The 23,406-nt window shown below is 44.3% G+C and carries 24 protein-coding genes; 6 read left to right on the top strand and 18 right to left on the bottom strand.

Annotated features, from left to right (window positions below):
• Positions 1–203 precede the first annotated feature (203 nt).
• On the bottom strand, positions 204–1,160 hold the full coding sequence (locus tag FLM48_RS18800; RefSeq protein ID WP_179025712.1) for a DNA-binding transcriptional regulator: 957 nt from the start codon (positions 1,158–1,160) through the stop codon (positions 204–206).
• 165 nt (positions 1,161–1,325) lie between these two features.
• Here FLM48_RS18800 and FLM48_RS18805 point away from each other — a divergent pair, with 165 nt between their 5' ends.
• Positions 1,326–2,117, top strand: coding sequence for a glycine zipper domain-containing protein (locus FLM48_RS18805; RefSeq protein ID WP_179025713.1), 792 nt, complete (start codon positions 1,326–1,328; stop codon positions 2,115–2,117).
• 66 nt (positions 2,118–2,183) lie between these two features.
• Here the strand turns inward: FLM48_RS18805 and FLM48_RS18810 are convergent, their stop codons facing one another.
• The 3 genes from FLM48_RS18810 to FLM48_RS18820 all read right to left on the bottom strand — a co-directional run bounded on the left by FLM48_RS18810 (position 2,184) and on the right by FLM48_RS18820 (position 5,155).
• Positions 2,184–3,713 carry a VCBS repeat-containing protein gene (locus tag FLM48_RS18810; RefSeq protein WP_179025714.1) on the bottom strand — a complete coding sequence of 510 codons (1,530 nt, stop codon included), beginning with the start codon at positions 3,711–3,713 and terminating at the stop codon, positions 2,184–2,186.
• 93 nt (positions 3,714–3,806) lie between these two features.
• Entirely contained in the window at positions 3,807–4,535 is a 729-nt protein-coding gene (gene mnmD, locus FLM48_RS18815; RefSeq protein ID WP_179025715.1) for a tRNA (5-methylaminomethyl-2-thiouridine)(34)-methyltransferase MnmD, read from the bottom strand.
• Positions 4,536–4,576: 41 nt separating this feature from the next.
• Complete coding sequence (locus tag FLM48_RS18820; RefSeq protein WP_179025716.1) at positions 4,577–5,155, bottom strand: triacylglycerol lipase; 579 nt, start codon at positions 5,153–5,155, stop codon at positions 4,577–4,579.
• Positions 5,156–5,291: 136 nt separating this feature from the next.
• Between FLM48_RS18820 and FLM48_RS18825 the strand changes: the two genes are divergently transcribed.
• From FLM48_RS18825 to FLM48_RS18835, 3 genes are all read left to right on the top strand, one after another.
• A complete protein-coding gene (locus FLM48_RS18825) occupies positions 5,292–6,299 on the top strand; it encodes a class I SAM-dependent rRNA methyltransferase (protein ID WP_028774946.1) in 1,008 nt (335 codons plus the stop codon).
• Between the two features lie 361 nt (positions 6,300–6,660).
• Positions 6,661–7,464, top strand: coding sequence for a phosphatase PAP2 family protein (locus tag FLM48_RS18830; RefSeq protein ID WP_179025717.1), 804 nt, complete (start codon positions 6,661–6,663; stop codon positions 7,462–7,464).
• 571 nt (positions 7,465–8,035) lie between these two features.
• Positions 8,036–9,220 (top strand): MFS transporter, encoded by a 1,185-nt coding sequence (locus FLM48_RS18835; RefSeq protein ID WP_256870977.1) that lies wholly within the window; start codon positions 8,036–8,038, stop codon positions 9,218–9,220.
• A gap of 52 nt (positions 9,221–9,272) precedes the next feature.
• On the opposite strand, the gene FLM48_RS18840 is transcribed toward FLM48_RS18835, so the two are convergent.
• The 11 genes from FLM48_RS18840 to FLM48_RS18890 form a co-directional block, all read right to left on the bottom strand.
• Entirely contained in the window at positions 9,273–10,490 is a 1,218-nt protein-coding gene (locus tag FLM48_RS18840) for a sodium:proton antiporter (RefSeq protein WP_179025718.1), read from the bottom strand.
• Positions 10,491–10,638: 148 nt separating this feature from the next.
• Positions 10,639–10,962 (bottom strand): MAPEG family protein, encoded by a 324-nt coding sequence (locus FLM48_RS22905; protein ID WP_372847487.1) that lies wholly within the window; start codon positions 10,960–10,962, stop codon positions 10,639–10,641.
• 194 nt (positions 10,963–11,156) lie between these two features.
• Positions 11,157–11,360, bottom strand: a complete 204-nt coding sequence (locus tag FLM48_RS18850; protein ID WP_179025720.1) for a hypothetical protein — start codon at positions 11,358–11,360, stop codon at positions 11,157–11,159.
• A 137-nt stretch (positions 11,361–11,497) separates the two neighbouring features.
• Complete coding sequence (locus tag FLM48_RS18855; RefSeq protein WP_179025721.1) at positions 11,498–12,406, bottom strand: UDP-2,3-diacylglucosamine diphosphatase; 909 nt, start codon at positions 12,404–12,406, stop codon at positions 11,498–11,500.
• Between the two features lie 94 nt (positions 12,407–12,500).
• Positions 12,501–12,863, bottom strand: coding sequence for a GFA family protein (locus tag FLM48_RS18860; RefSeq protein ID WP_179025722.1), 363 nt, complete (start codon positions 12,861–12,863; stop codon positions 12,501–12,503).
• 71 nt (positions 12,864–12,934) lie between these two features.
• Positions 12,935–13,093 (bottom strand): hypothetical protein, encoded by a 159-nt coding sequence (locus tag FLM48_RS18865; RefSeq protein WP_157577686.1) that lies wholly within the window; start codon positions 13,091–13,093, stop codon positions 12,935–12,937.
• Positions 13,094–13,582: 489 nt separating this feature from the next.
• Positions 13,583–14,950 (bottom strand): ammonia-forming cytochrome c nitrite reductase subunit c552, encoded by a 1,368-nt coding sequence (locus FLM48_RS18870; RefSeq protein ID WP_372847203.1) that lies wholly within the window; start codon positions 14,948–14,950, stop codon positions 13,583–13,585.
• 41 nt (positions 14,951–14,991) lie between these two features.
• Complete coding sequence (locus FLM48_RS18875) at positions 14,992–16,203, bottom strand: NnrS family protein (protein ID WP_179025724.1); 1,212 nt, start codon at positions 16,201–16,203, stop codon at positions 14,992–14,994.
• A gap of 359 nt (positions 16,204–16,562) precedes the next feature.
• A complete protein-coding gene (locus FLM48_RS18880) occupies positions 16,563–17,387 on the bottom strand; it encodes a hypothetical protein (RefSeq protein ID WP_179025725.1) in 825 nt (274 codons plus the stop codon).
• A 75-nt stretch (positions 17,388–17,462) separates the two neighbouring features.
• Positions 17,463–18,008 carry a hypothetical protein gene (locus FLM48_RS18885; RefSeq protein WP_179025726.1) on the bottom strand — a complete coding sequence of 182 codons (546 nt, stop codon included), beginning with the start codon at positions 18,006–18,008 and terminating at the stop codon, positions 17,463–17,465.
• A 91-nt stretch (positions 18,009–18,099) separates the two neighbouring features.
• Positions 18,100–18,798 (bottom strand): glutathione S-transferase family protein, encoded by a 699-nt coding sequence (locus FLM48_RS18890; protein ID WP_179025727.1) that lies wholly within the window; start codon positions 18,796–18,798, stop codon positions 18,100–18,102.
• A gap of 167 nt (positions 18,799–18,965) precedes the next feature.
• Between FLM48_RS18890 and FLM48_RS18895 the strand changes: the two genes are divergently transcribed.
• A complete protein-coding gene (locus FLM48_RS18895; RefSeq protein WP_179025728.1) occupies positions 18,966–19,598 on the top strand; it encodes a flavin reductase family protein in 633 nt (210 codons plus the stop codon).
• Positions 19,599–19,716: 118 nt separating this feature from the next.
• Positions 19,717–19,968, top strand: coding sequence for a DUF2999 family protein (locus tag FLM48_RS18900; RefSeq protein WP_179025729.1), 252 nt, complete (start codon positions 19,717–19,719; stop codon positions 19,966–19,968).
• Positions 19,969–20,026: 58 nt separating this feature from the next.
• Here the strand turns inward: FLM48_RS18900 and FLM48_RS18905 are convergent, their stop codons facing one another.
• The 3 genes from FLM48_RS18905 to FLM48_RS18915 form a co-directional block, all read right to left on the bottom strand.
• On the bottom strand, positions 20,027–21,199 hold the full coding sequence (locus tag FLM48_RS18905) for a hypothetical protein (protein WP_179025730.1): 1,173 nt from the start codon (positions 21,197–21,199) through the stop codon (positions 20,027–20,029).
• A gap of 69 nt (positions 21,200–21,268) precedes the next feature.
• Positions 21,269–22,276, bottom strand: a complete 1,008-nt coding sequence (locus FLM48_RS18910; RefSeq protein WP_179025731.1) for an FAD:protein FMN transferase — start codon at positions 22,274–22,276, stop codon at positions 21,269–21,271.
• Between the two features lie 628 nt (positions 22,277–22,904).
• Positions 22,905–23,390 (bottom strand): MarR family winged helix-turn-helix transcriptional regulator, encoded by a 486-nt coding sequence (locus tag FLM48_RS18915; protein WP_179025732.1) that lies wholly within the window; start codon positions 23,388–23,390, stop codon positions 22,905–22,907.
• Between the last annotated feature and the right edge of the window lie 16 nt (positions 23,391–23,406).

A 23,406-nucleotide genomic window follows, 5' to 3' on the forward strand; every position in this document is an offset into this window, starting at 1 on the left:
CGAAACAAGCTAAATGGTATCAATTTGAAATAATATTAAAAAAAGAGAGGTTGCGCAGGGTTGTAAATTAGCTGATCGCCACACAAAACAGAATGGACACAATAATTGCAGCCACATTAACAAAAATTTCACCATTTAAATCTGCCCTTAAACAGCAGCGAAGATACAAAGCCAAAGTGTTATAGCACCTATGGATAAACACATTAAATAGTATGGGTGTCGCGCATCATTTTTAGTATCACAGGTGATGAGAGCACCTCTTCACGTTCAAGTAAAAATGACACATAGCCATAGCGTTTGCCGAGATACTTTGCCCCCTGTAGATGGCCTGCTACTTGAGGCCCTTGGGCTATTTTTTTACTGTTTAAGAACTCCGCTAACTTAATCCCAAAGTCACTATGAGCTTTATAACCCAAAGCCAAATTCAAAGGGTTCTCTAACAAGGTAAATATCTGCCACATTAAATAGTCTTCAGCGACAAATCGGCCCCCAACATACGAGCTTAATAAAAACAAACAACCCGCTTGCTGTTTGGTAACGAGGTGCGCCACCTCTAACTGACTTTCCTTTAAGTCGCCACTAAGCAACGCCATCAAAGTAACTTGAGAGACCCGCACATAGATAGCATGGCCTAATAACATATCATCATGTTGATAAAACAATACTTCCGTTGACGGGTGTGCCACTAGCTGAGCTAACCAAGCTTCTGACCAATCAGCGCCTTGTCCGGTTAAATTTTGGTGGTAATGGCAAATCCACCTCAGGCGCTGTGACAGGTTATCCACCTGTTTACCTGCCTTCTCAAATAACTGCTCTTCATGGGGAATGTAAGGGTGGGCACCCATCACATGATTGACATTCATCTGCTTATCTAACATTTGTTGAAAGGCTGTCAAAGACGGTAGCTGTTTAAGATTAAACTCTGGGTTCGTGAGCAAGAGATGTGGTTCATCGCCAAAAAAAGCCATCAGCGCAACTTGTCGACGAATATTAGGGCTCACCTTACCTCGCTCCCAACGACTCACCGTCAGCACATCTATTTCATTGAACAAAGGGCTAAATTGCTGCAATGCCTGCACCAATCCATCTTGTGACAACCCAAGCTGAGTACGTTTCTGAAACAAATACTCATCTATTCCGGTATAGCTTGAGTTAGCCATCAATCCCCCCAATTAATCGATATAAACTGAATGTTAGCTGTACAAGATAACAAGTTAACTATAGGCATAGTATAGATATTTTTTGACTCGCTTGCCCTTAAGTAGCAACTGAGACTTTGGTTAAATAGACGCCAATGAACAGTTTCACACTATTAAGGTAATGCTATGACTGCGATCAAAACTTCATTATTTACATCAATACTTATTTTCGGCTTGAGCGGTTGTGCCTCCACCGGTGATAGTGAAACGAGCGAGCACAGGGGCCTTAAAACAGGAGCCGCTGGCGGCGCACTTGTCGGGCTGGCACTGGGTGCTGCAGCCGGTGATGCTGGATTGGCCGCTAAAGGCGCTATGGTAGGAGCTGCAACTGGCGCTGCAGCAGGTGCGGCAGCAGATTACCACAATGACAGAGAAGACTATCGCAACGAAAATGCGAGTAAAAACATCAACATTAATGGCCTACCTGCTCAAAATCAAACAGCTTCCGCTGCGCAAACATGGCAAGCACTGGATAATTTCAGTGGCCAGTGGCGCGTGAACATTTGGGCAATGGACGGCAATGGCGAGCGCATTGAAGCAACAGGCAAGGCCTCTGGCTCCTTAGCCAAAACCACCGCAGCACAATTGCAAGTAGATGACCTACTAGTTAATGGCAAAGCCCACAACGTAAATGGTCAAGTTCAGCTGAGCTATACGCCAGAATCGGGTTACAAGCTAATGACTTCGTTCGACAATAACCCTGATATGCATTTTGCTGGCGAATTTAATCAAGCGACTGCTCGATACCAATACTACCCGGTCAAAGTCGCGGGTAGCACCCTAAATGGGCAAGCGAGAGAGAATATGCGTATTGAGCTTAGGTTCGCGGGCAGTGATATTATTTTGGTTGATACTTACACACAAGTAAAAGGTGAGGATGTACAAATCCAGTCCTACCGGTTCACCCGCCAAAGCTAAGATGAATTGACTGTAACCACAGGAAAAAGGTAGCAGGCTACTTTTTTCCTGTGCCACAATTTACAACTAGTTAGATAACATCACTTTAAACTGACTTTGCAGCTCAACGTCATCTTGGCGGCCATACTTAATCATTAAATCATGCTTGCCGTCACCATTAAGGTCGGCACTCGATAACATTTCGCCATCTTGCGGCAGCACAATATTGATTTTATCACTGCGAGAAGAGAACAATTTACTGGAGTTTTCACCCACATAAAAACGCAGCTCATCATCACCATCAGATAACAACAGATCTTTAAGGCCATCACCATTAAGATCCAGCAGCTTGACCACCGGCGTGCCACTTTGACCGGAAGTTAAACTGAAACTAAGCTCAACTTCCTTGCTGGTGTTGGCTTTGTCCGCATAAGCATTGCTGGCGTTCATTTTAAATAGGTGTACATCTTGGTCGATACTGCCAGATACCAATGCGCCAATAATTTGCGACAAGCCGATATCGAAACCAGCCACCATCACCTCTTTAACTTCGTCATCATCTATGTCCACCAATTCAAAGCCCGTTAGGGTACCATCAGCTTTTATCACACTACTTGGCTGCTTGGGGAAACTCAATAAACCGGCCTTATTCTCACCGAGGTAGATCTCATAATCGTTAACCCGATCAAGCACCCCTGAGCTTTTGGTATAACGGATCACTAAATCAGCCATACCATCGGCATTAATATCTTGAAGCTGCTCAACTTTACGATAAATCAAATCACTTTGATCTAGTGACTCGCCGTAGGCATCACGTTTGTTCCACCAATCTATAGCACTAATAGCTAAGCTAACGGGTACATATTGCGCTATGGTGCGAAATTGGCCTCCGGCAAGTTGAGGATAATATTCAAACTCCCCCTCACCAACTTTAACAATATCATCTAAACCATCGAGGTTTAAATCGACAAAATACACCTTAGCTGCACGGTAACGCGCACCGTCACTATAATGGTCCACCTGTGGACTAATAGGCAATTCGATTGCGTCATAGCCATCAGTTGTTGCCATATAAAGCGTAGATTGCTGTAAGCCAGCAATAAAAAAATCATCCTGGCCATCTTGGTTTAAATCGCGAACAAAATCACTGCGGGTGATAAACTCTACGCGCTTCTTAAGTGTAATGGGCGCAATGTCATGTAAGGACTCAAAGGTCACTTTACCTTCGGCCAAAACCATTTTATGTACCGCATCGCTTGAAAGAAAATACAAGTCTTGTTGCGACCGCTCACTGGTATCTTCTGTGGTATCGAAACCATAAAAACCATAGGGTACTTCGATACTAAAAGTTTGTTGGTAGCCCTCTGTCGCATCCATTTCAAACACCGATAACCATCTTTGTTGTTTGTCATCAACACCAAATAGAACCAATTCTTTACCTGGGGCTTGAGTGAGATTTAGCGGTAAAATCGGATGAGTCAATTTGAAATCGACATCAATGGTGTATGAATCAAGCGCTACAGCGGCATTGTTGCTGGCTGCCTGTGCTGAAAATATTGCACTACTGGCGAGTAATAGTCCCGACAAATAGCGCCACTTTGCCTTTATAAGCGGCATAACAACTCCCTGTGATAGATTAAGCTAAAGCTTTAGCCTCTAATCTATCGACTTTAAAAAGAATTGAAAGTTCAGTTAATCGCTTGTTACAAACTAACTTGCATCAATGGAGAGGTTGCCTTTCCACGCGCGGGTCATTTCACGTCGTCCTAAGGCTCCAGGGTAGGGCTTCACTCTAAAGCCCGCTGCTTTGAGATTTCGTTTAAATTGACCATTGGCACAATACGACACCAGCATAGCCTCATCGGTCAGCATGGGCCAAATATGTTGAAAGTTATCAACAGTCCACAACTCAGGCTGCTTACTAGGCGCAAAACCGTCGTAATACACTAGATTAAACTGCGCGTGGCTGCTCACATAATCAGCCAACTTGCCATGAACTTTATGCAGAACAAATCCTGGGATAATCTCAACATCGCAATCCCAAGGAGCTTGATGCATACGCAGATACAGCGACTGCAATTCTTCTCCCCACTGCTGGACATAATTCAGCTGTGCAATCACTTCTAACGGGACGGGATAAGCTTCAATACTGGTATAGCGGATTGGCTTACTGATTAAATCACCTTCTTTAAGCGCGGCTTGTAAAGTTAACGCGGCATTCATGCCAGTGCCAAAGCCCAGCTCTAAAATACAGACCTGTTCAACCAGTGACGCTAGTGCACAGTAACCGGCATCAATATATACATGCTGAGACTCGCTCATTGCCCCGTTATGGGCATGATAGCTATCATCAAACTGGCGACTCATTAAGGTATGACTGCCGTCCTTAGTCATTAACACATCGATTACTGCTGCGCTTGTTTGATTCAGCTTACTCATTTACGACTCTCTATCACTCACAGGTATAACAACTACTGGGGTTAATTGGTTTGAGCTAACTGCTGCTCTATCGCATTGCCCACTGCCGAACTCAACACCATACTCAAGTGCAACGGGATCCAAAACAATTGATTGCTAGCTGCAGGCCATACTGAACTGCGACTTGGAATAATAGTGAAATCTAAAGGGGTACGATAGGAAAATAACTTTATCCCATCCAAATTGACATCATCATCGCGAAGCTGCTGTAAAAACTCACTGTTAGGACGTAGCTGTTTCATCGTTATCGACGGATATGGCAAATAAGCGAGATAGCTCCCATGATGAGGGGCGGCAATACTAAACAGATGACTCACATCGCCCTTTTGGGCGACATGTTGAGCATAGTAACGACAAATTATGCCCCCCATACTAAAGCCCACCAACACTACCGTTTGATTAGCATAGGTCTCTTTAATATGGCGCTCTAATTGGTGAGCGGCATGAACAATACCCAAACGGCCATCAAAAGGCGACAGCGTTGGCGTTGAACATTGATGACCCGCATCTTGGAGCATTCGCTGTAACCTGCGCATCACAACGCCAGTATTAAAAATGCCATGTACTAAAACGATATTCATCGATAAAAGCTCCATTTAGCCAGTAAATCATCTTGATATTGGCCAGTTATCGGCAAAACTTTGGTATCATGCCAGCCATTGAAAGGGGATGCCTATTTGGTAACCCTATTTGCCCCATATAATGAGCACCCAGTTTATGTCGATCTCGTCTTTATTAACAGATGCCCTGCAGCAACGGCAGGATTTTCTTGCCAAAGCTAAGCTTGCAAACACTGACTGCTATCGTGTCTTTCACGGCACTGTTGAAGGCGCAAATGGGGTTAACGTCGATCGTTATGGCGGCGCTTGGTTGATTCAAACATTTCATCAAACCTTAACCACACAGCAGCAATGCGAGATCAGCGAGCAGTTAAAGCAACAAGCTGATCTGCCAGTGATCTATAATGATCGTTCGCAGAAAAACTCCCGTGTCATTAATCCGCTCAGCGCCGAATTGGAACAGCTCGCCAGCACCCCAATGGTGATGCACGAAAATGATATTAAATTCACCAGTAAACTACGCCACGAAGGGCAAGATCCGCTACTGTTTCTCGATATGCGCGTGGGGCGAGAGTATGTAAAAGCTCACAGCTCCAACAAAACGGTACTGAATCTGTTTTCATATACTTGTGGGATCGGCACGGCTGCAGCCGTCGGCGGGGCAACACGGGTGGTCAATATCGATTTTTCGTCGTTCGCACTTGCTGCCGGACAACGTAACGCCGAACTCAACCACGTTGAAGATGTATGTGAATTTATACAAAGTGACGCTTTTCCTGCAATGCGTCAATTGGCAGGCTTGAAAGTCGGTGGTCGCCGCAACCAAAAGCTGCCGCGCTACCCTAAACTCGACGCCACTCAATTTGATTTGGTATTTCTCGACCCGCCACGTTATGCCAAAAGTCCATTTGGCACCGTCGATCTTATCAATGACTACCAGAGCTTGTTTAAACCTGCAATGCTCGCAACCCGCAGCGGCGGTAGCATTGTTTGCTGCAACAACGTTGCTAAAGTGGATCGTGAGCAGTGGTTTACTAGTTTACTGCGCTGTGTAGAAAAACAAGGTAGGCAGGTGACTCAGCATCAATGGCTCGATTGTCATGAAGATTTCCCGTCTTTTGACGGTAACCACCCATTAAAAATTGTCGCGTTAACGCTTTCCTAATCAGCTATTTCGCTACGATAGCAAATCTTGACAGCAGGCCAGTTCGGGCTAGAACTGGCCATAAAACGCAATCATAATCAGAGACTTCTGTTACCGATTTCGCCACTTTAGCTATCACTTCAACACTCAACCTCGACCTGATAACAAAATATTTACATCCAGACAATTGACTTTACCTCTATTCTAGTAAAACATGCCCTGATTGGCCCAAGATTTAGGTGGCCGCAAAATTGACACTGAAATGGATTTTGAACACGGCATTCTTAACTGCCTTGGTTTAACATTTAGCTTCAGGTCGTTCCAACATGATTAAGCATCGCCCTGCAGCTTACAATAATAATAACAGTGAGATACATAGGCTATGTTACCTTCTTCAAAGACCGTCAATGTAAGTCCAAAACAATTACTTATATCGACTAATGCCAACCATCATGCCCTAGCAATGTTACTGGTCTTATTTGTGATCCACGTATTGACCTTACGTAGTGCTACCAACGTAGAAACTTTCCATGTACTTAATCAACTTGGAAGCCATATCCCCGACTGGTTACTGCTGGGTATTACCGACATTGGTGAAGGTCTTACCGCTGGCGCATTAATGCTAATCTGCTTAATCTATCGGCCACACTGGCTATTTAAAGTATTAGCCGCTTCAGCGCTATGTATGATTAGTGTTTATTGTTTTAAGACATATTTTGATGCCCCAAGGCCTCCCGCACTGGTGGAGGTTAGCCATATTGTTGGCCGCGCCGAATATGAGCGTTCCTTTCCATCAGGACATACCACCACAGCGTTCGCTTTTGCTGGTGTAGTGTGGCTAATGGCTAAGAGCTGGGGAGCAAAAGTGACCGTATTAACTTTAGCATTTATGGTGGCACTTTCGCGTATCGCAGTTGGTGCACATTGGCCTGAAGATGTGGCTTTTGGTGCGATACTAGGTTGGCTATGTGCCTACATTGGCTGCACTAAGGTACCGCTAGCAACACTGAGTATTAAGCGCCTGTATCAGATCATTTTCGTTATCGCCATAGGCGTGAGCGCGGAAGAGATATTAGAGATAGGTCAGCAGCCCATCAGTTTCATGCTGTTTAATCGCTATATATTAATCACAGTATTGTTATCTTTAGCCGTATACAGCTACAAGAAAATTGTTTTAAAAAAATAGCACTGCTGAACATGGCGACATCTTGCTGCTGCAGTCAAAGATATCGCCATTTTTTTGTTGGCTTGCCGCTAATGACTAAATCCCAAACTTGTTATTGATACCTCTTGTTGACTGCGATTTTAATGCACCTGCCTCGCCTGTATTTGTTGAAACGAATCACAGACAAAACTAGTTTTATACACCACACACCCACCCATCGACTGTTAGTCGTCAAAAAAACAATCCAAACAAGCATAAATCAAACTATTACAGCCTATAAGCTATGTATAACTGTAACTCCACTTCTCTTTTCTGTGCTTGTTTCATACTCCATTATGCAGCGCTATTGAAAGTTAGCCATGATCATTCCCCCTTACTAGGACTACTAACATCAGCTTTAACAGCCTAAAAAGCATGATCTAAGTAACATTTCAGTATAAAAAGTCATCAAATCTATTTGGCAGTCATAAATTTAACTTTACTTAATCAACCGACAGCTCTACATTCGCCGCAAATAGCCCTAGGCAATAATAGCGCTTAGGACGCCAAGAACTATTAAATAGCCTAAAACAAACAATTAAGTAGCACTAAATTGGCCACATTAACCCCAGAAAAAGTAGAAAAACACCTAGAAGAAAACACCATCATTACTCCCGTTGTCGGTTTGGCTTTCTTCGCCATTGCATCAGGCTTTTTAATGAGCTTGATCCCGCTATCGTTACCCTACTTTGGCCTTGAACCAACATTAACCCCTTGGTTAGCGAGTGTGTTCTATTTTGGCTTGCTTTTGGGCGCGACTGGCACACAGGGAATCATTAAAAAATGCGGTCATCGTCGCGCCTTCATTTTGTTTCTCGGTATTGTCGCTAGCACTGTCATTTTGATGTTAGTGCTGCCACATCAGATCACCTGGCTACTGGCTCGGTTTATTGCCGGTATGGCTGTAGCTGGGGTATTTGTTGTCGTTGAGTCATGGTTATTGATGGCAAACTGTGCCAAACAGCGCGCAAAAAGGTTAGGGCTTTATATGGCAGCACTTTATGGTGGCAGTGCTGTGGGTCAGCTCGCTATCTCAGCGCTAGGGACCAACGGGCTATTGCCTTTTGTGTCGGTATTGGCCTTATTATGCGCTGCTATTTTAGTGCCGGTATTTATCCGCAAGGGTCAGCCAAGTAGTCATGATCAGCAGGCCATAAGCCGTAAAGAAGTGCGCCATATTAGCCGCCCCGCTATCATAGGCTGTATTGTGTCAGGTTTACTATTGGGGCCAATATACGGCTTAATGCCATCGTATTTGACCCTTGTAAGCCCTTATGCAGAGCATACAGGCTTGTTGATGGCGTGTATTATTGTAGGTGGAATGGCCATTCAGCCAATCGCCAGTGCTATGTCGACCCGCATGAGCAAAAGCCTATTAATGGCGTTGTTTTGTTTGCTCGGCTGCGGCGCTGTTTTAGGTGTGCTTGAGGCAACCAACTTAACGATGATGGCGGCAAGTTTATTGGTGTTAGGGGCAAGTAGTTTTGCACTTTACCCTATCGCCATTACCTTGGCTTGTGATGGTCTGCCAGTTGCGAAAATGGTTTCAGCGACCGAAATGATGCTGCTGTGCTACAGCGTTGGCTCGGTTTTAGGCCCACTATTAGCCACTACTTTTACCGAGGCAGATAACAGGCTCATCGTTTACTTAGGAGTGTGCTTGATCACTACCTGCCTGTATATGTTATTTAAGAGTGCAGAAACCTTACATTCAGGGCATAAGCCCATTGCAGGTTAAGTCTTAGGTAAATATCGCTTGGCCCTCTGAACAGGCCAAGCGATATGCTGAGTTATTCAGAGCTTGCCGATTTTTGTCGCTGGCTATACCAATTCGCTAGTGGCTGTGCGCTGAGTCCATGAGCGACGATGCTCATTAGTACGGTCACCGCCACCACAGCATACACAGTCTCTAGCCCCTCCATAGACCCCATCTCATGCACAACTATCAGCACGTATAAAATGGATGCAATTCCACGTGGGCCAAACCAAGCAATAAATGCCATGGTTGATAGATCGAGCTTAGCCCCCAATAGCGATACCATCACCGGTAACATCCTCAATACCGTTAAGCTCAACAAAGCATATAGCAACACATCCACAGTGACGTACGCTAACGTCATAGGCGCAAAAGCCAAACCAAAAATAAAGAAGCTTACCAACACCAGTAGTTCACCTTCACTTTCGGCAAAATCTTCGATGTGTTCGCGAGCTGCTTCACTCGTGTTACCGGCATACAATCCAGCAAAAAATGCGGCGATAAAGCCATTTCCAGATAAGGTTTCTGCTAAATAGAACCCCAATATGGCCAAGGCGATTGGAATCAAGTTTTGATAGCTAGATTCTGCTAATTTGGCGGCATTCGCCTTATTAAGTAGCTTAGCGCCAATGAAACCAACCAGCCCACCGACCAAAGCGCCAAACACAATCTGCTGGCCGACATAGCTAATCCATTGATGATCCTGCGCCTCACTTAGGCCACTCATAATCAGTGCGACAACGGTCAATAAGATCGGAAAGATAATGCCGTCATTTAAGCCACTTTCAACGTTAATGCTGGAGCGAATATGCTTCGGCACCTTAGGATCTGATACCACCGCTTTACCTAAAGCAGCATCTGTCGGCGTTAATAACAATGCCAATAACAGTAACGAGGTGTGCGGTAATTCGGGAAAGAAATAGCCCGCAACAAATGTGCCTAGCACCACCGTTATTGGCAGACCAATAAATAGCAATCTTGCAGGGATGTGCCACGAGCGTCTCAGCAATGATAAGTCCAGCAAAGCGGCATCGGAAAATAACACCAACACCAGTGCCAGCTCTGCAACAATCGTCACAAATTCGGCATCTACTTCTACTTGGGTAATCCCCAAACCCAGTGGTGATAGTAGCAGCCCAAGCCCAGTGAAAACCATGGGACCGGAGATGTTAAGTCGTGATAATCCTTTAGAAATGTAGCCGTAAAACAGCACAATAAGTGCAATTACTAGTATGACAATATGCTCGTCCATGCCACCCATCCTGTTGGTCATTGTTCAATACGCATCGTTGCGTAACGACTCTAACCTAACAAAAAAAGCCGCGTCATGCTGCAAGCAAATCACAGTATCATGGCTTATTAAGCCAGCGAATGATTATCTCGCGGACATTTACTCTGGATTATCCTAGCAATTGGCACAGCAAAAACACCAACCACATAGTAAACAGCAGCATGCTTGATAAACTAAATGCGATGGTTCGTCGCAGCAGATTACGACCATGGAGATGCTCAAAGGTATGCCAATAGCGGCCAAGAACAAATAGCCAACTTGCTATTTGCCACAGAGGTGAATCGAGCTGTAGCAACCAAATTAACTGTAGTAGCAATAGCAACAGCAAAGGCTGCTGGAATTGGTTGTTGTAGCTATGTAGGGCGTGCGGGTCTTTCGAGCTGATTTTTGCAGCAGTTTGTGGGTTATTTATACAAGGCAGAGGCTTTGATATGTAGTTGACCTACTTGATAAGCCGATAACGACGTAGAAAGAAGCCACAAACACTGCCCGGAGGGTTCGGCTACAAGCGTTTTACTCTTTGTTGAGCGGTATTTTGCTTAGCATGCTAGGCGGCAAACCGCTCGTCGCGATTAAAACGCTTGTATCTCGGACAAAATTTAACCGCGAAAGACCCGCACGCCCTACTCACTGCAAGGTGTTAGGCAGACTACTGGCATCGGCATATTTTATCGTGGCAGCGGCAACTTGCTGTTTAACCACAGCTCTGACGCGCATGACCGCATTAACTAGCCACAATGCCGCCATCGGCATAATGGTGGCTAACATGACCCATAGTGGCCAACTGACTTGTTTACTGGCCGTCATCAATCCAAATTCGCTTATCATCATAGATATCGCTCAATCCATAGCAGCAAAAAGTCTACTGTAATAAAGCGAATACATTGGGATAAGCGGCATAAGTGACAAAATAAAGGTCAATGGTGCCAAGTAGTTGAAACTGTCTACCTTTGATGCAGCTAACCTTGTTAAGCCACTTGTCGCTGCGGACGCTGGCCACTGAGCATTACCGAACTGATAAGCTCGGTGGCACGGCTTGCTTCATCCCACCGCAGCAATTGCAGCTCGCCACTGCAGCTCTCGGCAAACACCGTGCAATTTTCTACCCAATCGCCATCGTTGGCATATATCACTCCTTGATGCAGTGACAACTCGGGCTGATGAATATGCCCACATACCACGCCATCAACACCGCGCTCAACGCCAAAGCGTACCACCGCTTGTCGGTATAAACCTATGGCATGCTGCGCCTTACCGACACGTTGTTTAATATAACTAGCTAGTGACCAATAGGGATAACCCAGTCGCTGCCGGATCAGATGCAATTGTCGATTAAGTAGCAGCAATACGTCATACAGCTTATCGCCCAGTTTAGTTAATGAAGCTCCCACAGAGACTTGCGAGTCAAACTGATCCCCGTGCACTATCAGTAACCTTTGCCCAAGCTTGGTGGTGTGAACATATTCACGCTCGACACTAAAATCCCATAGATGAAAGCCATGATACTGTTTAACAAGCTCATCATGATTACCTGGAACATAAACCACTTTTGTGCCAGCTTTTGCCAAACTGAGTAATTTCTGCAGCACTCGATTATGACTGTCGGGCCAAAAGACTTGTTTTTTCAGGGCCCATACATCGATGATGTCACCCACAAGATAAAGCTGCTTAATATCACTGCTATTGAGAAAATCCAGTAACAGCTCAGCCTTACAATCTTTACTGCCTAGGTGTAGATCAGAAATCCAGATAGCGTTGTAGGCTGTTTTCGGCCGTAAATGGCTAGGAGGTGATGGCTTCACAGCTGTAGAAGCTGACGTAGCAACGGAATTTGCCGACTCGAATAGGGATGAGATTAACGTGTTAAGCGCAAGCATAGCTTCACCAAGTAGGTTGACTTGCATGCTAACTTAAGGGCAAAGATTAACCAAAATGTGACATTAAAATGGCGATGTCATGACACTGCCTGCACTAGCTTGGCGGATCAATAAATTCCCAGGTATCGGCACCATCAAAGTGGCGTTTGGGTATCGCCTCGCAATCTAGACGGTTTGCCATACGAAAATTGATGCCAAATTTAGTATCCGGTACTTTGTTATTGGTTAGGTAGTGAGTAGCACAACCGCAGGTATCACAATGATAGAAATCAATACACCTATCTCCCCATTGATAAGTGCTAACGGTCTGTTTAACCGTAACGGTAACCTCTTCAGGTTGATAATAGCCCCATAGCGCGGCAAATCGAAAGCAGATAGAACAATTGCAGGCAGTAAGCGATGACGGTGGCTGTGTGACTTTTATGTGCACATTACCGCAGTGACAACTTAAATCCATAAAATCAATCCCAGTTAAGCTAATTTAGCCATCAACTTAACTGGCAAAGATTATCAATTCAAGCAGTGTGATTAGTTATAACCTAATATGTAGCAACTCGGCTCTTCGTCTTTAAGATCCGTTTCGTCACCTTGTAAAAAATCATATCGTGGCGTGGTTGGCTGCGATGAAATTGAATTAAACGACTCAACTTCGTTGTGGTTGTACCCGTGATTCATTTTAGTTTCCATAATATTTCCCGACTTAATAAATGGGCTTTGAGGAATAAATCGATTCCCGGATACTTATTCAGTATTTAACTAGCCCTAAAACAATAACTTATCCTGTATTACAATTTTATTAAAAGATCGAATACTGCCAGTGTCAATCAATTATATTGGTCAAACGAATGAACCAAGAGTGAAAATAAGCCACATAGAGATACACGCAACACGTTGATTTAATAAGCATTTAAAATTGTATACAAAATAAACCAAACTGGGTAAATATTTAATAAAAATTAATCTTAGCGATCATTGCGATCGTTTGAATATCGAAAAATGTTTAGTTTAACGGCCATTTTAATGCGCTTTTAACCCTAGATGACAATAAACGATCGTTTGAATAATACAGATATTGCGACATAAAAAACGCCTTTTAAATGACCAGTTATTCACTAATTGTGAAATAAAAAGCATAAAAAAGGCAGCTTATGCTGCCTTTTGTCACTTCATAATACCCTACTCGTATCCATGTCGACTAACCGCAGGCCAATGCTTATTAACCTGCTCTTCGATAAACTGCTGCTTCTCTTCAGTTAATTTATCTAAGGCAATATTGGCCGCTTTTTGCGCACTGGCTTTGGTAGAAATGTCAGGATAGTTGACTTGCTTCACTTCTAGCATGCTCAAGATCTGTTCGAGTGCATTGCGGGCATACTTTGCCTGAACCAAAGCTTTATCGAGCAGAGCATTACCTTCATCTGGGTTGTGAGCATATAAACCATGGGATGCCATCGCAAAATCCCAACGCCACTGGGCATGACGAATCGCCATAATCGCGTCATTCATGATTGACCAGCTTGCCCCCGCCTCCCAAGCGGCGCCGGCTTCGTAGTGCGCTTTAACCAACAAGCCTTCTACTTCACGCGCTTTACGCTCAATCTGCGCTTTGCCTTCATCTAGGCGTTGTAGCAGTTTCTGTTCATTGCTGTGGCAACTTTGACAAACTTGCTCAAAGTGATCGAGTGCTTTACTCACCTTATGATCGGTATAGACCTGACCATTTTCATCTTGCGCTTGAGGCATATGACAATCGATACAACCCACACCCTCTTTGGCATGAGTGCTGCGACTCCAATGTTCAAACTCTGGGTGGCGAGCCTTCAAAATCGGCGTTCTAGAGATAGGATGCATCCACTCGTAGAAGCGGCGAGTGTCGTAGTATTTTTCAATTTTGTCCGCGGTACTGCCAAATATCCATGGAATGTTAACCTTGTTACTCAGCTCTGGCTGAAAATAATAGGTCACATGACACTGACCACACACCTGTGACCCCTGCATGGTTTTGTTTTGTTTATCAAAAGGCAAATGGACTTTTTTCATTGCATCTTTTGCATGGGGGCGCGGCAAAGCCAACTCAGCTTTGCCTTGCACATGACAATCGGTGCAATAGACGACACTTTTCATTTCGGTGCCAACGTCGACAAAATTCTGAGCGGCAAACTGCTCAACACCCATTTCATTCATCAACCTAGGTGCGTCCGGAGACTTACAAGTCCAGCAACTGGCAGACAAACCTTTTTCACCCGCAGCAGGCATCGCTCCGGTTCTTAGTGTATGGGTAACATCGGCAACGGCAAACTGGTGCCCGCGAGGACTATAGTACTCTTTGGCAAACGAAGAGCCAGCCCACAATATGATTGCCGCGGGGTAGCTGGCAAGCATATCACTGCGCTGTGATTGCTCTGACGTTGCAGCCCAACTGGCATATTGATTGGGAAAAGCCTTTTTCATTGCTTCGGCATCGCTGGCCGGGGCACTCGCTGCGATCGGTAACGATATTGCCGATATCAACAGCGCGCTTAGCATCACCCAAAGTTTATTCATTTTCTTCATCTCTTTGTTTACTCTCATACTCAACATATAACTTACCCCGGACGTCCATCAACGCGCGGCCGGGTTAAAATAGGGGCGTAGAACCACACAAATAATCCAAATGCAAAGGCCCATAGGCTACCAGCTACCCAAAACCAAAGCTGCATTTGTGTCGGCCATACAAGGGGCATAATCGCTCTAAAAAATGCCGCTAGGGGTAACGCTAGAAACGCGAGTGTCATGCTGGGGCCTTGGTAGATATTGCGACTTGTGTGGCCAAGCGACACCCGCGATATCATCGATAAACACATGCCCGCCAACGAGGCGATAGCAAATAAGTGCAATAAATGACGGTAAGCGTTCACATCATTAATATTAGCCGCCAAAGCAAATAAGGTAATAGGCAAACAAACATATGCCACATGCAACGACCACAGCATCGGCTCTTTCAATGTCTTGTGTGGGAACCAACGCGACCAGCGGATCAAATGTAAACTACCCGCAATCAACAGTAACCCTTGCTCTATCGCAGGCGTAAATAACGTTAATATGGCCTGAGCAACCAATAGCACCATCGCAGCAATAAGTGGCCACTCCAATGCATTGATTGGATTAGGCTTGCTCTGCTTAACACGCATCGCGGTAAAAAACGGCACCACTCGGCCGCCTACTATGGTGATCAACAAACCTAACCACCACAGCATCGCTTGCCATATCTGCTGGCTCAAACTGAAATCACGTTGCACTAATGCATAGTAGCTCAACAAGTTGATAAGCAGCGCCACCAGCAACATAATGGGAAAACCAATATTGCGCCATTGCCTGACTCTATAAACGCAGCGCCAGAGGGTGAGCGCGGTGATCCCCAAAAACAAACTATCAAACAACGCCGGCAACCAGACAGGAATATCAACCGGTATTAGCAGCAAGACTCTCGCCAGTAACCAACAAGCAAAAGTCAGTGCCAGTGGTAAACCTTTCAAGCTAGGCTGATTGGTCCATGTTTGTACTGAGGTCAGCAAAAAACCACACACAATTGCCAGGGCAAAACCAAATAACATCTCATGGGGGTGCCACCATAGCGGCACAACATTGGCCCAAAACTCCTGCCTAAAAAAGCTCAGTTGAGGCACAAACCAAGTCAGCAACCACAATGGAATAAACAGTGCGGCAATGCTCGCGCCACCCAAAAAAAATGGCCTAAAACCTAAACGCCATATTGCGGGTGTTTTCTCCACTTGCTTGGGATCATCAATATTTAACATGAGGCACGTTTCCTTGGCTCAATAAACCCACTAAATGATTCATTTAAAATGCAGCTTAACTAGTTTATCTAGCTAACTCGGTAGCAACAATCAATATCCTAGCGAATGCTAAAAAGTGTGAGCCATAAGCCATGATTTAGCTATGTTATTGATTAAAAATACCTCTTTAGAGTTAGCGATAGGATCAGGACCACCAAGGCCTCGCTACACCACAATAGCTTCACTGTAGTGCAACAACAGCCAAATCAGGTTATCTAGGCTTAATTAACAGGCAAACGATAGGCCAAAACAGAGACAAAACCCGCAAATATGATTGTGCTATCGGTTAAGCGCTCAAGTTTACTTTCATGAAAATAGAGTTACTGCGCCTGCTGCCGCAACTCGTATTGCGCCTTAGCTAAACGATTGTATTGCTCTAACACACTTAATTCTTTGCTATTTTTTGTTAGCGCAATCAGATCTATTTTCAACTGCCCCTGATGATCATATTGACTAGCAAAGGTGCCCATGTTGATCATATCCACTTGCCAGTTAGTCAGCTGACCGATGAGGTAGTTGCCATATTGAAATGCCTCATACTCATTAAGCAAAGTGAGAAAATCACTAAACCCAAGGCCAGACAGTGTTTTTTGCGCCGTAAAGGCCGCTAAATAACCTTGGCTAAGCACATCCGTCTCGCCAGAAATAGCACGTTGAAATTGATACCCATGCCGGGTCTCATGCAGTAAGAATGCAAGTGCCGCGTAAGGAGGCTGCTGAGCCAGCTTTTCAGGGTTGAGGTAAACAACCGCATCTTCGGGCTGTTGCAAATCAAAGTCAAAATAGACCATTTTACCGGGGTAGCTATGGCTATCGATAATCAATGTAGGAGCCGGTGTATTAAAGCTTTGTACCTCAAGTTCAAATATCAATTTAAGCCATGGCAGCTGCTGCTCAATACTTAAGTTGGACCAGTTAGCAAGTGCTGCCGTGAGTGGCTTATCTGCGGCGATGGCCGCCAATAACTTATCAGCATCTTGTATGGTTTGTTGGTAGGCGATAGGTAAAAAATCAGCGGTAACTGATTGCAAAGCAAAAGCATTAGGGGCCTGCTGCTGTATTTCAGCATTGGCGTAAAAGGTATTGGCCTTGGCGGGTAATATTATTAACCCTATCCAGGCAAAGAGTATCTGACGCAATTTCATAAAAGCACAACTGTCTATGTAAGTTGTGCCACAGCCTATCATAAATGGCTCAATGAGATTGCTTGCGGTTAAGGGTTAGGGATTGTTGGCCGAAGCCAAACTTTGACTCAATTGCTGGCGTAAATTGTTAAGTGCCGCCACCGAAAATCCTTGGTCATAGAAGTAGCTAATCTGTCCCTGAGCGTTTAACAATATCACTCTGGCATTGTTTGGGGCTTGATTGCCGGTAAATGCTTGTACCGACTCACCGTCTTGATAGATGGTGACCACGCCTTTCCACAAGGGTTTGGGGATCCCAGCTCGCATGCCATTATCAATAGTGGTTTGAAACATTCTCGGCAATAACCCTGCAATTGTAGGCAGCTCATACGCAGCGACTTGAGTCTGGGTCATATCTAAGCCGATCAACCAGCGATCGATGTCAAACTGAGAGTCTTGTTTGTACCCCACAAGCAATAAGGTCTGTTGCCCGAGTACATCTTCTGGAAAACGCATCGCCTGTTGCTCCAACGTTTGCCCACTGACACTCGGGAAATCTTGACCAGTGATTTGTTGGTTGGGATACACCGTGGTGCACCCACTGCACAGTACTAATAAAACCATGGCTAGCAATAATCGCATGTTACAATCTCAGTTGTTAATTAGTCTATTGCATTACGTCAGGCCACGTTAAATAGTTCACACTGTTTGCACACTTAAGCAGATCGGGTCACTAACCGCAACAACTGGCCGCTTGGCAGGCTTGCTGCGCGGGGATATCAGTGCCCTTAGCCAAGAAAGTTTCTGTTAGATAAAAATCCGTGAACTTGGCCTCAAAATCGTCAGCCACAGTACGATTAACATCCACCACAGCCAGCAGTGCCGCTTGCCAAGCTTGTACCTTGGGCAGGCCACATAAGAAGTCGTACTGAGTGTGCGCTTTTATAATTGCAGCACGGTGCAGAAGCGGCAACCACGCGATATCAACATTGCTCAAGCGATCTGATTTAAACAAGGGACTCTCACCTGTTAACTGTGCTTCCACTTTGGCGAAAGCTTGACGCAACTTTTCAGCGCGCTGGATAAACGTTTGCTCATCTTTACTACTCATCACACCGCATTGCGCTAAATAGTGTTTACTGCCTAAATAGCTCCATGCCCTATCTAACGCTCGCTGAGTATGACTGACTCCCTGTTCAAGTGGACCATACTCATCCTCGATGTATTCAACAATCGCGTCAGACTCAAATAACGCTACGCCAGCTTCAGTGAGCAATACTGGCACTTGGCCATTAGGTGAGATATCTAAGAACCACTGTGGTTTATCTTTGAGACTAATATACTCAATTTCATAGGGGATCTGCTTTGCATTCAACTGAGCCGTGACTCGTTGCACGAAAGGACATATGGTAAAGCTAACTAATTTAATCATGACAACACTCTCATTAATTTTGGGTCTGTTTCAACTGCTGATAAAGACGAGGTCACACCGAAAAAGATGCAAACTGGTTGTCAAAAGCGCTCGCTTGTTGGCACCTGAAGGCATTTCGATGTGCTCAACGGATTACTGAATTAACAAGCTAGACAAGGAAAGGGCTAATGGAAAAAGCTGCGAGATACTATTACGAACCCCAGCAAGGGCATGGATTGGCGCATGATCCACTAAGTGCAATTATTGGCCCGCGGCCTATTGGTTGGATAGCCTCACGGGATCAACAAGGCAAACGCAACTTAGCCCCTTATAGCTTTTTCAATTGCTTTAACTACCATCCGCCTATCATAGGTTTCGCCAGTATTGGTTGGAAAGACAGCGTGGCAAATATCGCTAACAGCAAAGTCTTCGTCTGGAACATGGCCACCAAACCGCTAGCAGAACAGATGAATCTCACTTCTGCTGCGCTGGCGCCGCAACAAGACGAATTTGAATTTGCAGGCCTTACGGCGGAGCCGGCAAAAAAAGTAAACGCCGATCGGGTCGTCCAAAGCCCGGTCAATTTTGAATGCGAACTCAGTCAGCTCATTCAGCTACAAAAAGCCGATGGTGAGCAATTGGATACTTGGTTAGTGCTTGGTGAGGTGGTGGCCGTACATATTGAGCCATCTTTGCTCGACGCCCAAGGTAACTTTATGACCAGTAAAGCCCAACCGATACTGCGCGCCGGCGGCCCATCGGCCTATTATGGTATTTCAGAGCAGCAACGATTTGAACTCAAGCGGCCCATAATGCCCTAGCCTATAATGATTTCATTAACGTGAAAGCCGCCAGCAATGACACGCTAAGCTAGCACGCAATGGAGAGTGTGATAAAATCCGGCCACTATTTTTCTAACAGACTAACTAAGGCGATGCAATGAACCCAATTATTGCGATGTTAAAAGAGCACAATATCAGTGACGCGCAAATCAATGAGCTATTCCAAACTCTTACCGCTAACCCAATGGCGGCCATGGCGACGATTGCTCAGTTAGGTATTCCACCAGAGAAATTACAGCAATTAATGGGGTTAGTGATGCAAAACCCCAATTTGATTAAAGAAGCGGTCAATGAGCTCGGCCTAGATATGGAAAAAGTTGAAGCAGCTAAAGCACAGTTACAAAAATAGCTGACATAATATATAGGGCTATCAACTGGATAGCCCTTTATTTATCAGCTGATAACGATTATCCCAATGGAATAATACCTTCAACTTTAAATACTAATGAACAAGCGCCCACTTTAGTCCAATCAACTTGCTCGGGAGTAAAGCTTGTTCCCGCCCCTAATCCAGGCACTTCTGTAACCCAATCAAATCCTTTTAATGACGTCTTAGTATAATCTAGGGTACCTAAGATTCTTGCCCCTTGATTACGCTCATGCTTAACAGACAGCATTGGATCATACTCATAATATGACAGTCTAGCGTCTCCGTTCATCACAGCATTGTAGCAAGTGTTATTCTTACCAATACTCATTGAAACAGTATACTCGTCTCCCTCTTTCTTCATGCCATAACCAAAAATTGCAACATTAGGCGTTTCAACTAACTCATTGGTTTCGTCATCGATAAACTTATTCACCGTAGCAATCACTTTAGCGCCCATTTGATTGCTAAAGGCGTTGAGGCTATATGATTTACCATCTGTCGGGAACATCTCTTTAATGTGCTCTCTACCTTCTAACTGACAAGCGGCCGCAAGCGTATCAACACCCGGCTCTTCGTCCGTGGATGCAGCCCATTCATAGTTATGAATTGACCCATTAAGGCGAGACGCTAAATAGTCTGCATTAAGATACGAGGCTGGCGAATAGTAGAAAGAACCGGAAGCGCCTGTTTTACCATCCACTAAGCTGTCTGGTTTATCAGGCTGAGGGAATGTAGGATCTGTTGGGTTACCTGGATCCACTGGCGGAACGTCAACATGAGGATTGTCATGGCATTGTGCACAACTCGCACCATAATCAGTATGAGGTACCTTAATAGGCTCTTCGTAGGTGTGACAAGACATACAATCTGTCTCATCGGCAGCTTTCGCCATAAATTGAGTCGTAACGTTTTCTTCTGAAACCGGCGCATTGGGATCAATGTAGTCGAAACTCACTCCAGCTTCGGCGCATTGCTCACTGAAATTACTAATATAGCTTTCTGCTTTTGCCTGTAAACCACTGTTATCAGCAGTTAAGGATTCATTTTCTGCCGTTAATGTATCATTAGCGGAGTTTAGTGCTGCATTGCTCGCTTCTAATTCTGCAATTTGAGACTCTAAGCCTGAAGTGTCAGTGTTATCGTCATCATTACAGCCTGTTAAAGCTAATACTGCTAAACAGATCACGCTAAGTTTATATTTGTTATTCATAATCAGTCCCCCAGATAAAATCATCTACCTGAATATTGTTTTATTATTTATATCTAAATAACTAATGCATTATTGATTAATATACTTTTCAAATGTATTAGAGTAATGAGTTACTAGCTTTCCGTGTTCCTCCTTTATAATCATTAAGGGAATATGGTTATTGTTTGCAATCTGTAGTGAATCTATAACTGGCAGCACCATAAATGCTGTCGCTAACCCATCTGCAGTCATACACAAATCTGCTAGTACGGTAACGGACACAATATTATTATTGACGGGTTTACCTGTATTTGGATCTAAGATGTGCGAGAAATGCTGCCCATTACTTTCGAAATAACGTCTATAGTCACCTGAAGTAGCAACAGCTCGATTACCCGGTGTAATAACGGCCATTTGCCCATGACTAAATGCATAGGGTTTATCGATACCAACTTGCCAAGGCCTACCTGGATACTTTTCACCTTTTAGCTTCAACTCCCCGCCGATATCAACCAGATAGTGCGTAATGCCATGCTGTTCCAATAGATTGGCTATAACATCAACACCATGGCCTTTTGCAATTGATGACAAGTCGATATTCAGCTGGCTTATATCACGCTGAAGAACAGTATTATTGAGATTGAAATTAGCGGTACCTGTGCGTTCAAGCGCTGCGTCAATCTCAGTCTGGCTGGGGGCTTGGGTTATCTGCCCCGAAACGCCAAAACCCCATAGTTGAATGAGTGGTGCGAGGGTCACATCTAAAGCACCGTGAGTTAATTGATGTAATCGTTTTGCTTCCGCAACGACATAGGCCAGCTCTGCTGATATGGGGAGCTCTGGCTTATCACTTTGATTAATAAGGCTCAGCTCTGACTGCTTATCCCAAGTCGACATCGCGGCGTTAATTTCCGCTAACTTTAAGTCAATTTCAGTTGATAATTGATGCATTCTATCAGCAGAAATCGCCGCTTCTCGCCATGTCACTTTATAGCTATTCCCCATAGTAAACCCTTTTAAGGATTTAACATCATCAGCATATGACAGGGGCGATATTAAATATAAAAGTAATGCTAACTTAGCAATATAAGAATTCATCAATAACAACTAATCATTTTTCTTAAATACAAACTAGTTTTTTAAAAAAATGATAAATGTGATTACACTCAAAATTACAAATAGAGATACATCTTGATACATATTTTGTTCTGGATAAATATGAAAGTTAAAACAAAAGGGGTAATACAGATGGATGAATTAAAAGGAATTTTAAGGTTATTTTAATTTTCACATCGACAATTCAGAGTAACGAGTTATTCTTAAATCTAAATTAGAAGTATTGTAATTACAGCGATTATTATGTGTACAATTGAAATCACAAAACACAATTAAAAAGCCTACAGCCTCTCGCTATTTAAATATTTGTGAGATAAAAAATGAACCCAAAGGATAAGCTTACTACCTGGAATCAGGAACCACTAATAGGTAAATATTAAGTGCCTATCAGGGCTCAATACAGTTGCTAAATCAAGCATCTTAAAAAATTTTTTGGTAGGCTCATTTGGTTGGCTACTGCTCCATTAACATTAACTCCGTTGCTATTAAGCTCCATTGGCTATCGCACTGTTAACCCTAGCAGGGCTAATTTTAGCTTTGTTGACAACCATAGCCATAAACAATAGCCATGCCAACCAAGGTCACGGTATTTCTCAGCAAAAGAAAACGACTATTTCTCAAAACCCCGTAACCACCCTTTTAGCAATTGATTAATCTGCCCGAACTCTTGCGCTGAAAGCTGTTTCACCAGCTGCTGCTGTAAAGCCACATGGGCCTCAACTGCCTTATCGATCAAAGCCAACCCTTCGGTGGTCAACGCCACAGAAACACTGCGCCGATCCGCTTTACTGTGAACACGCTCTATCAACTGCTTAGCTTCAAGCTTATCGAGTCGATTGGTCATGGCACCAGATGTCAACATCATTGCACCAAGTAGATCTGAGGGGGTTAGCCTGTAGGGAGCACCCGCACGCCTTAAGGTCGCGAGCACATCAAATTCTCCCATGTTAAGACCAAACTGTTTCTGGCATGTACTCAGTTGCGATTCAATATGCTTAGTGAGTCTTAACAATCGCCCAAGCACGGCCATTGGCGCAGTATCAAGATGCGGCTTTTGCTCCGCCCATTGCCCAATAAGTCTATCTACACCATCCATTTATATAACCCTATAA

It is taken from the genome of Shewanella sp. Scap07 (assembly GCF_013394145.1).
Lineage (GTDB): Bacteria > Pseudomonadota > Gammaproteobacteria > Enterobacterales > Shewanellaceae > Shewanella > Shewanella waksmanii.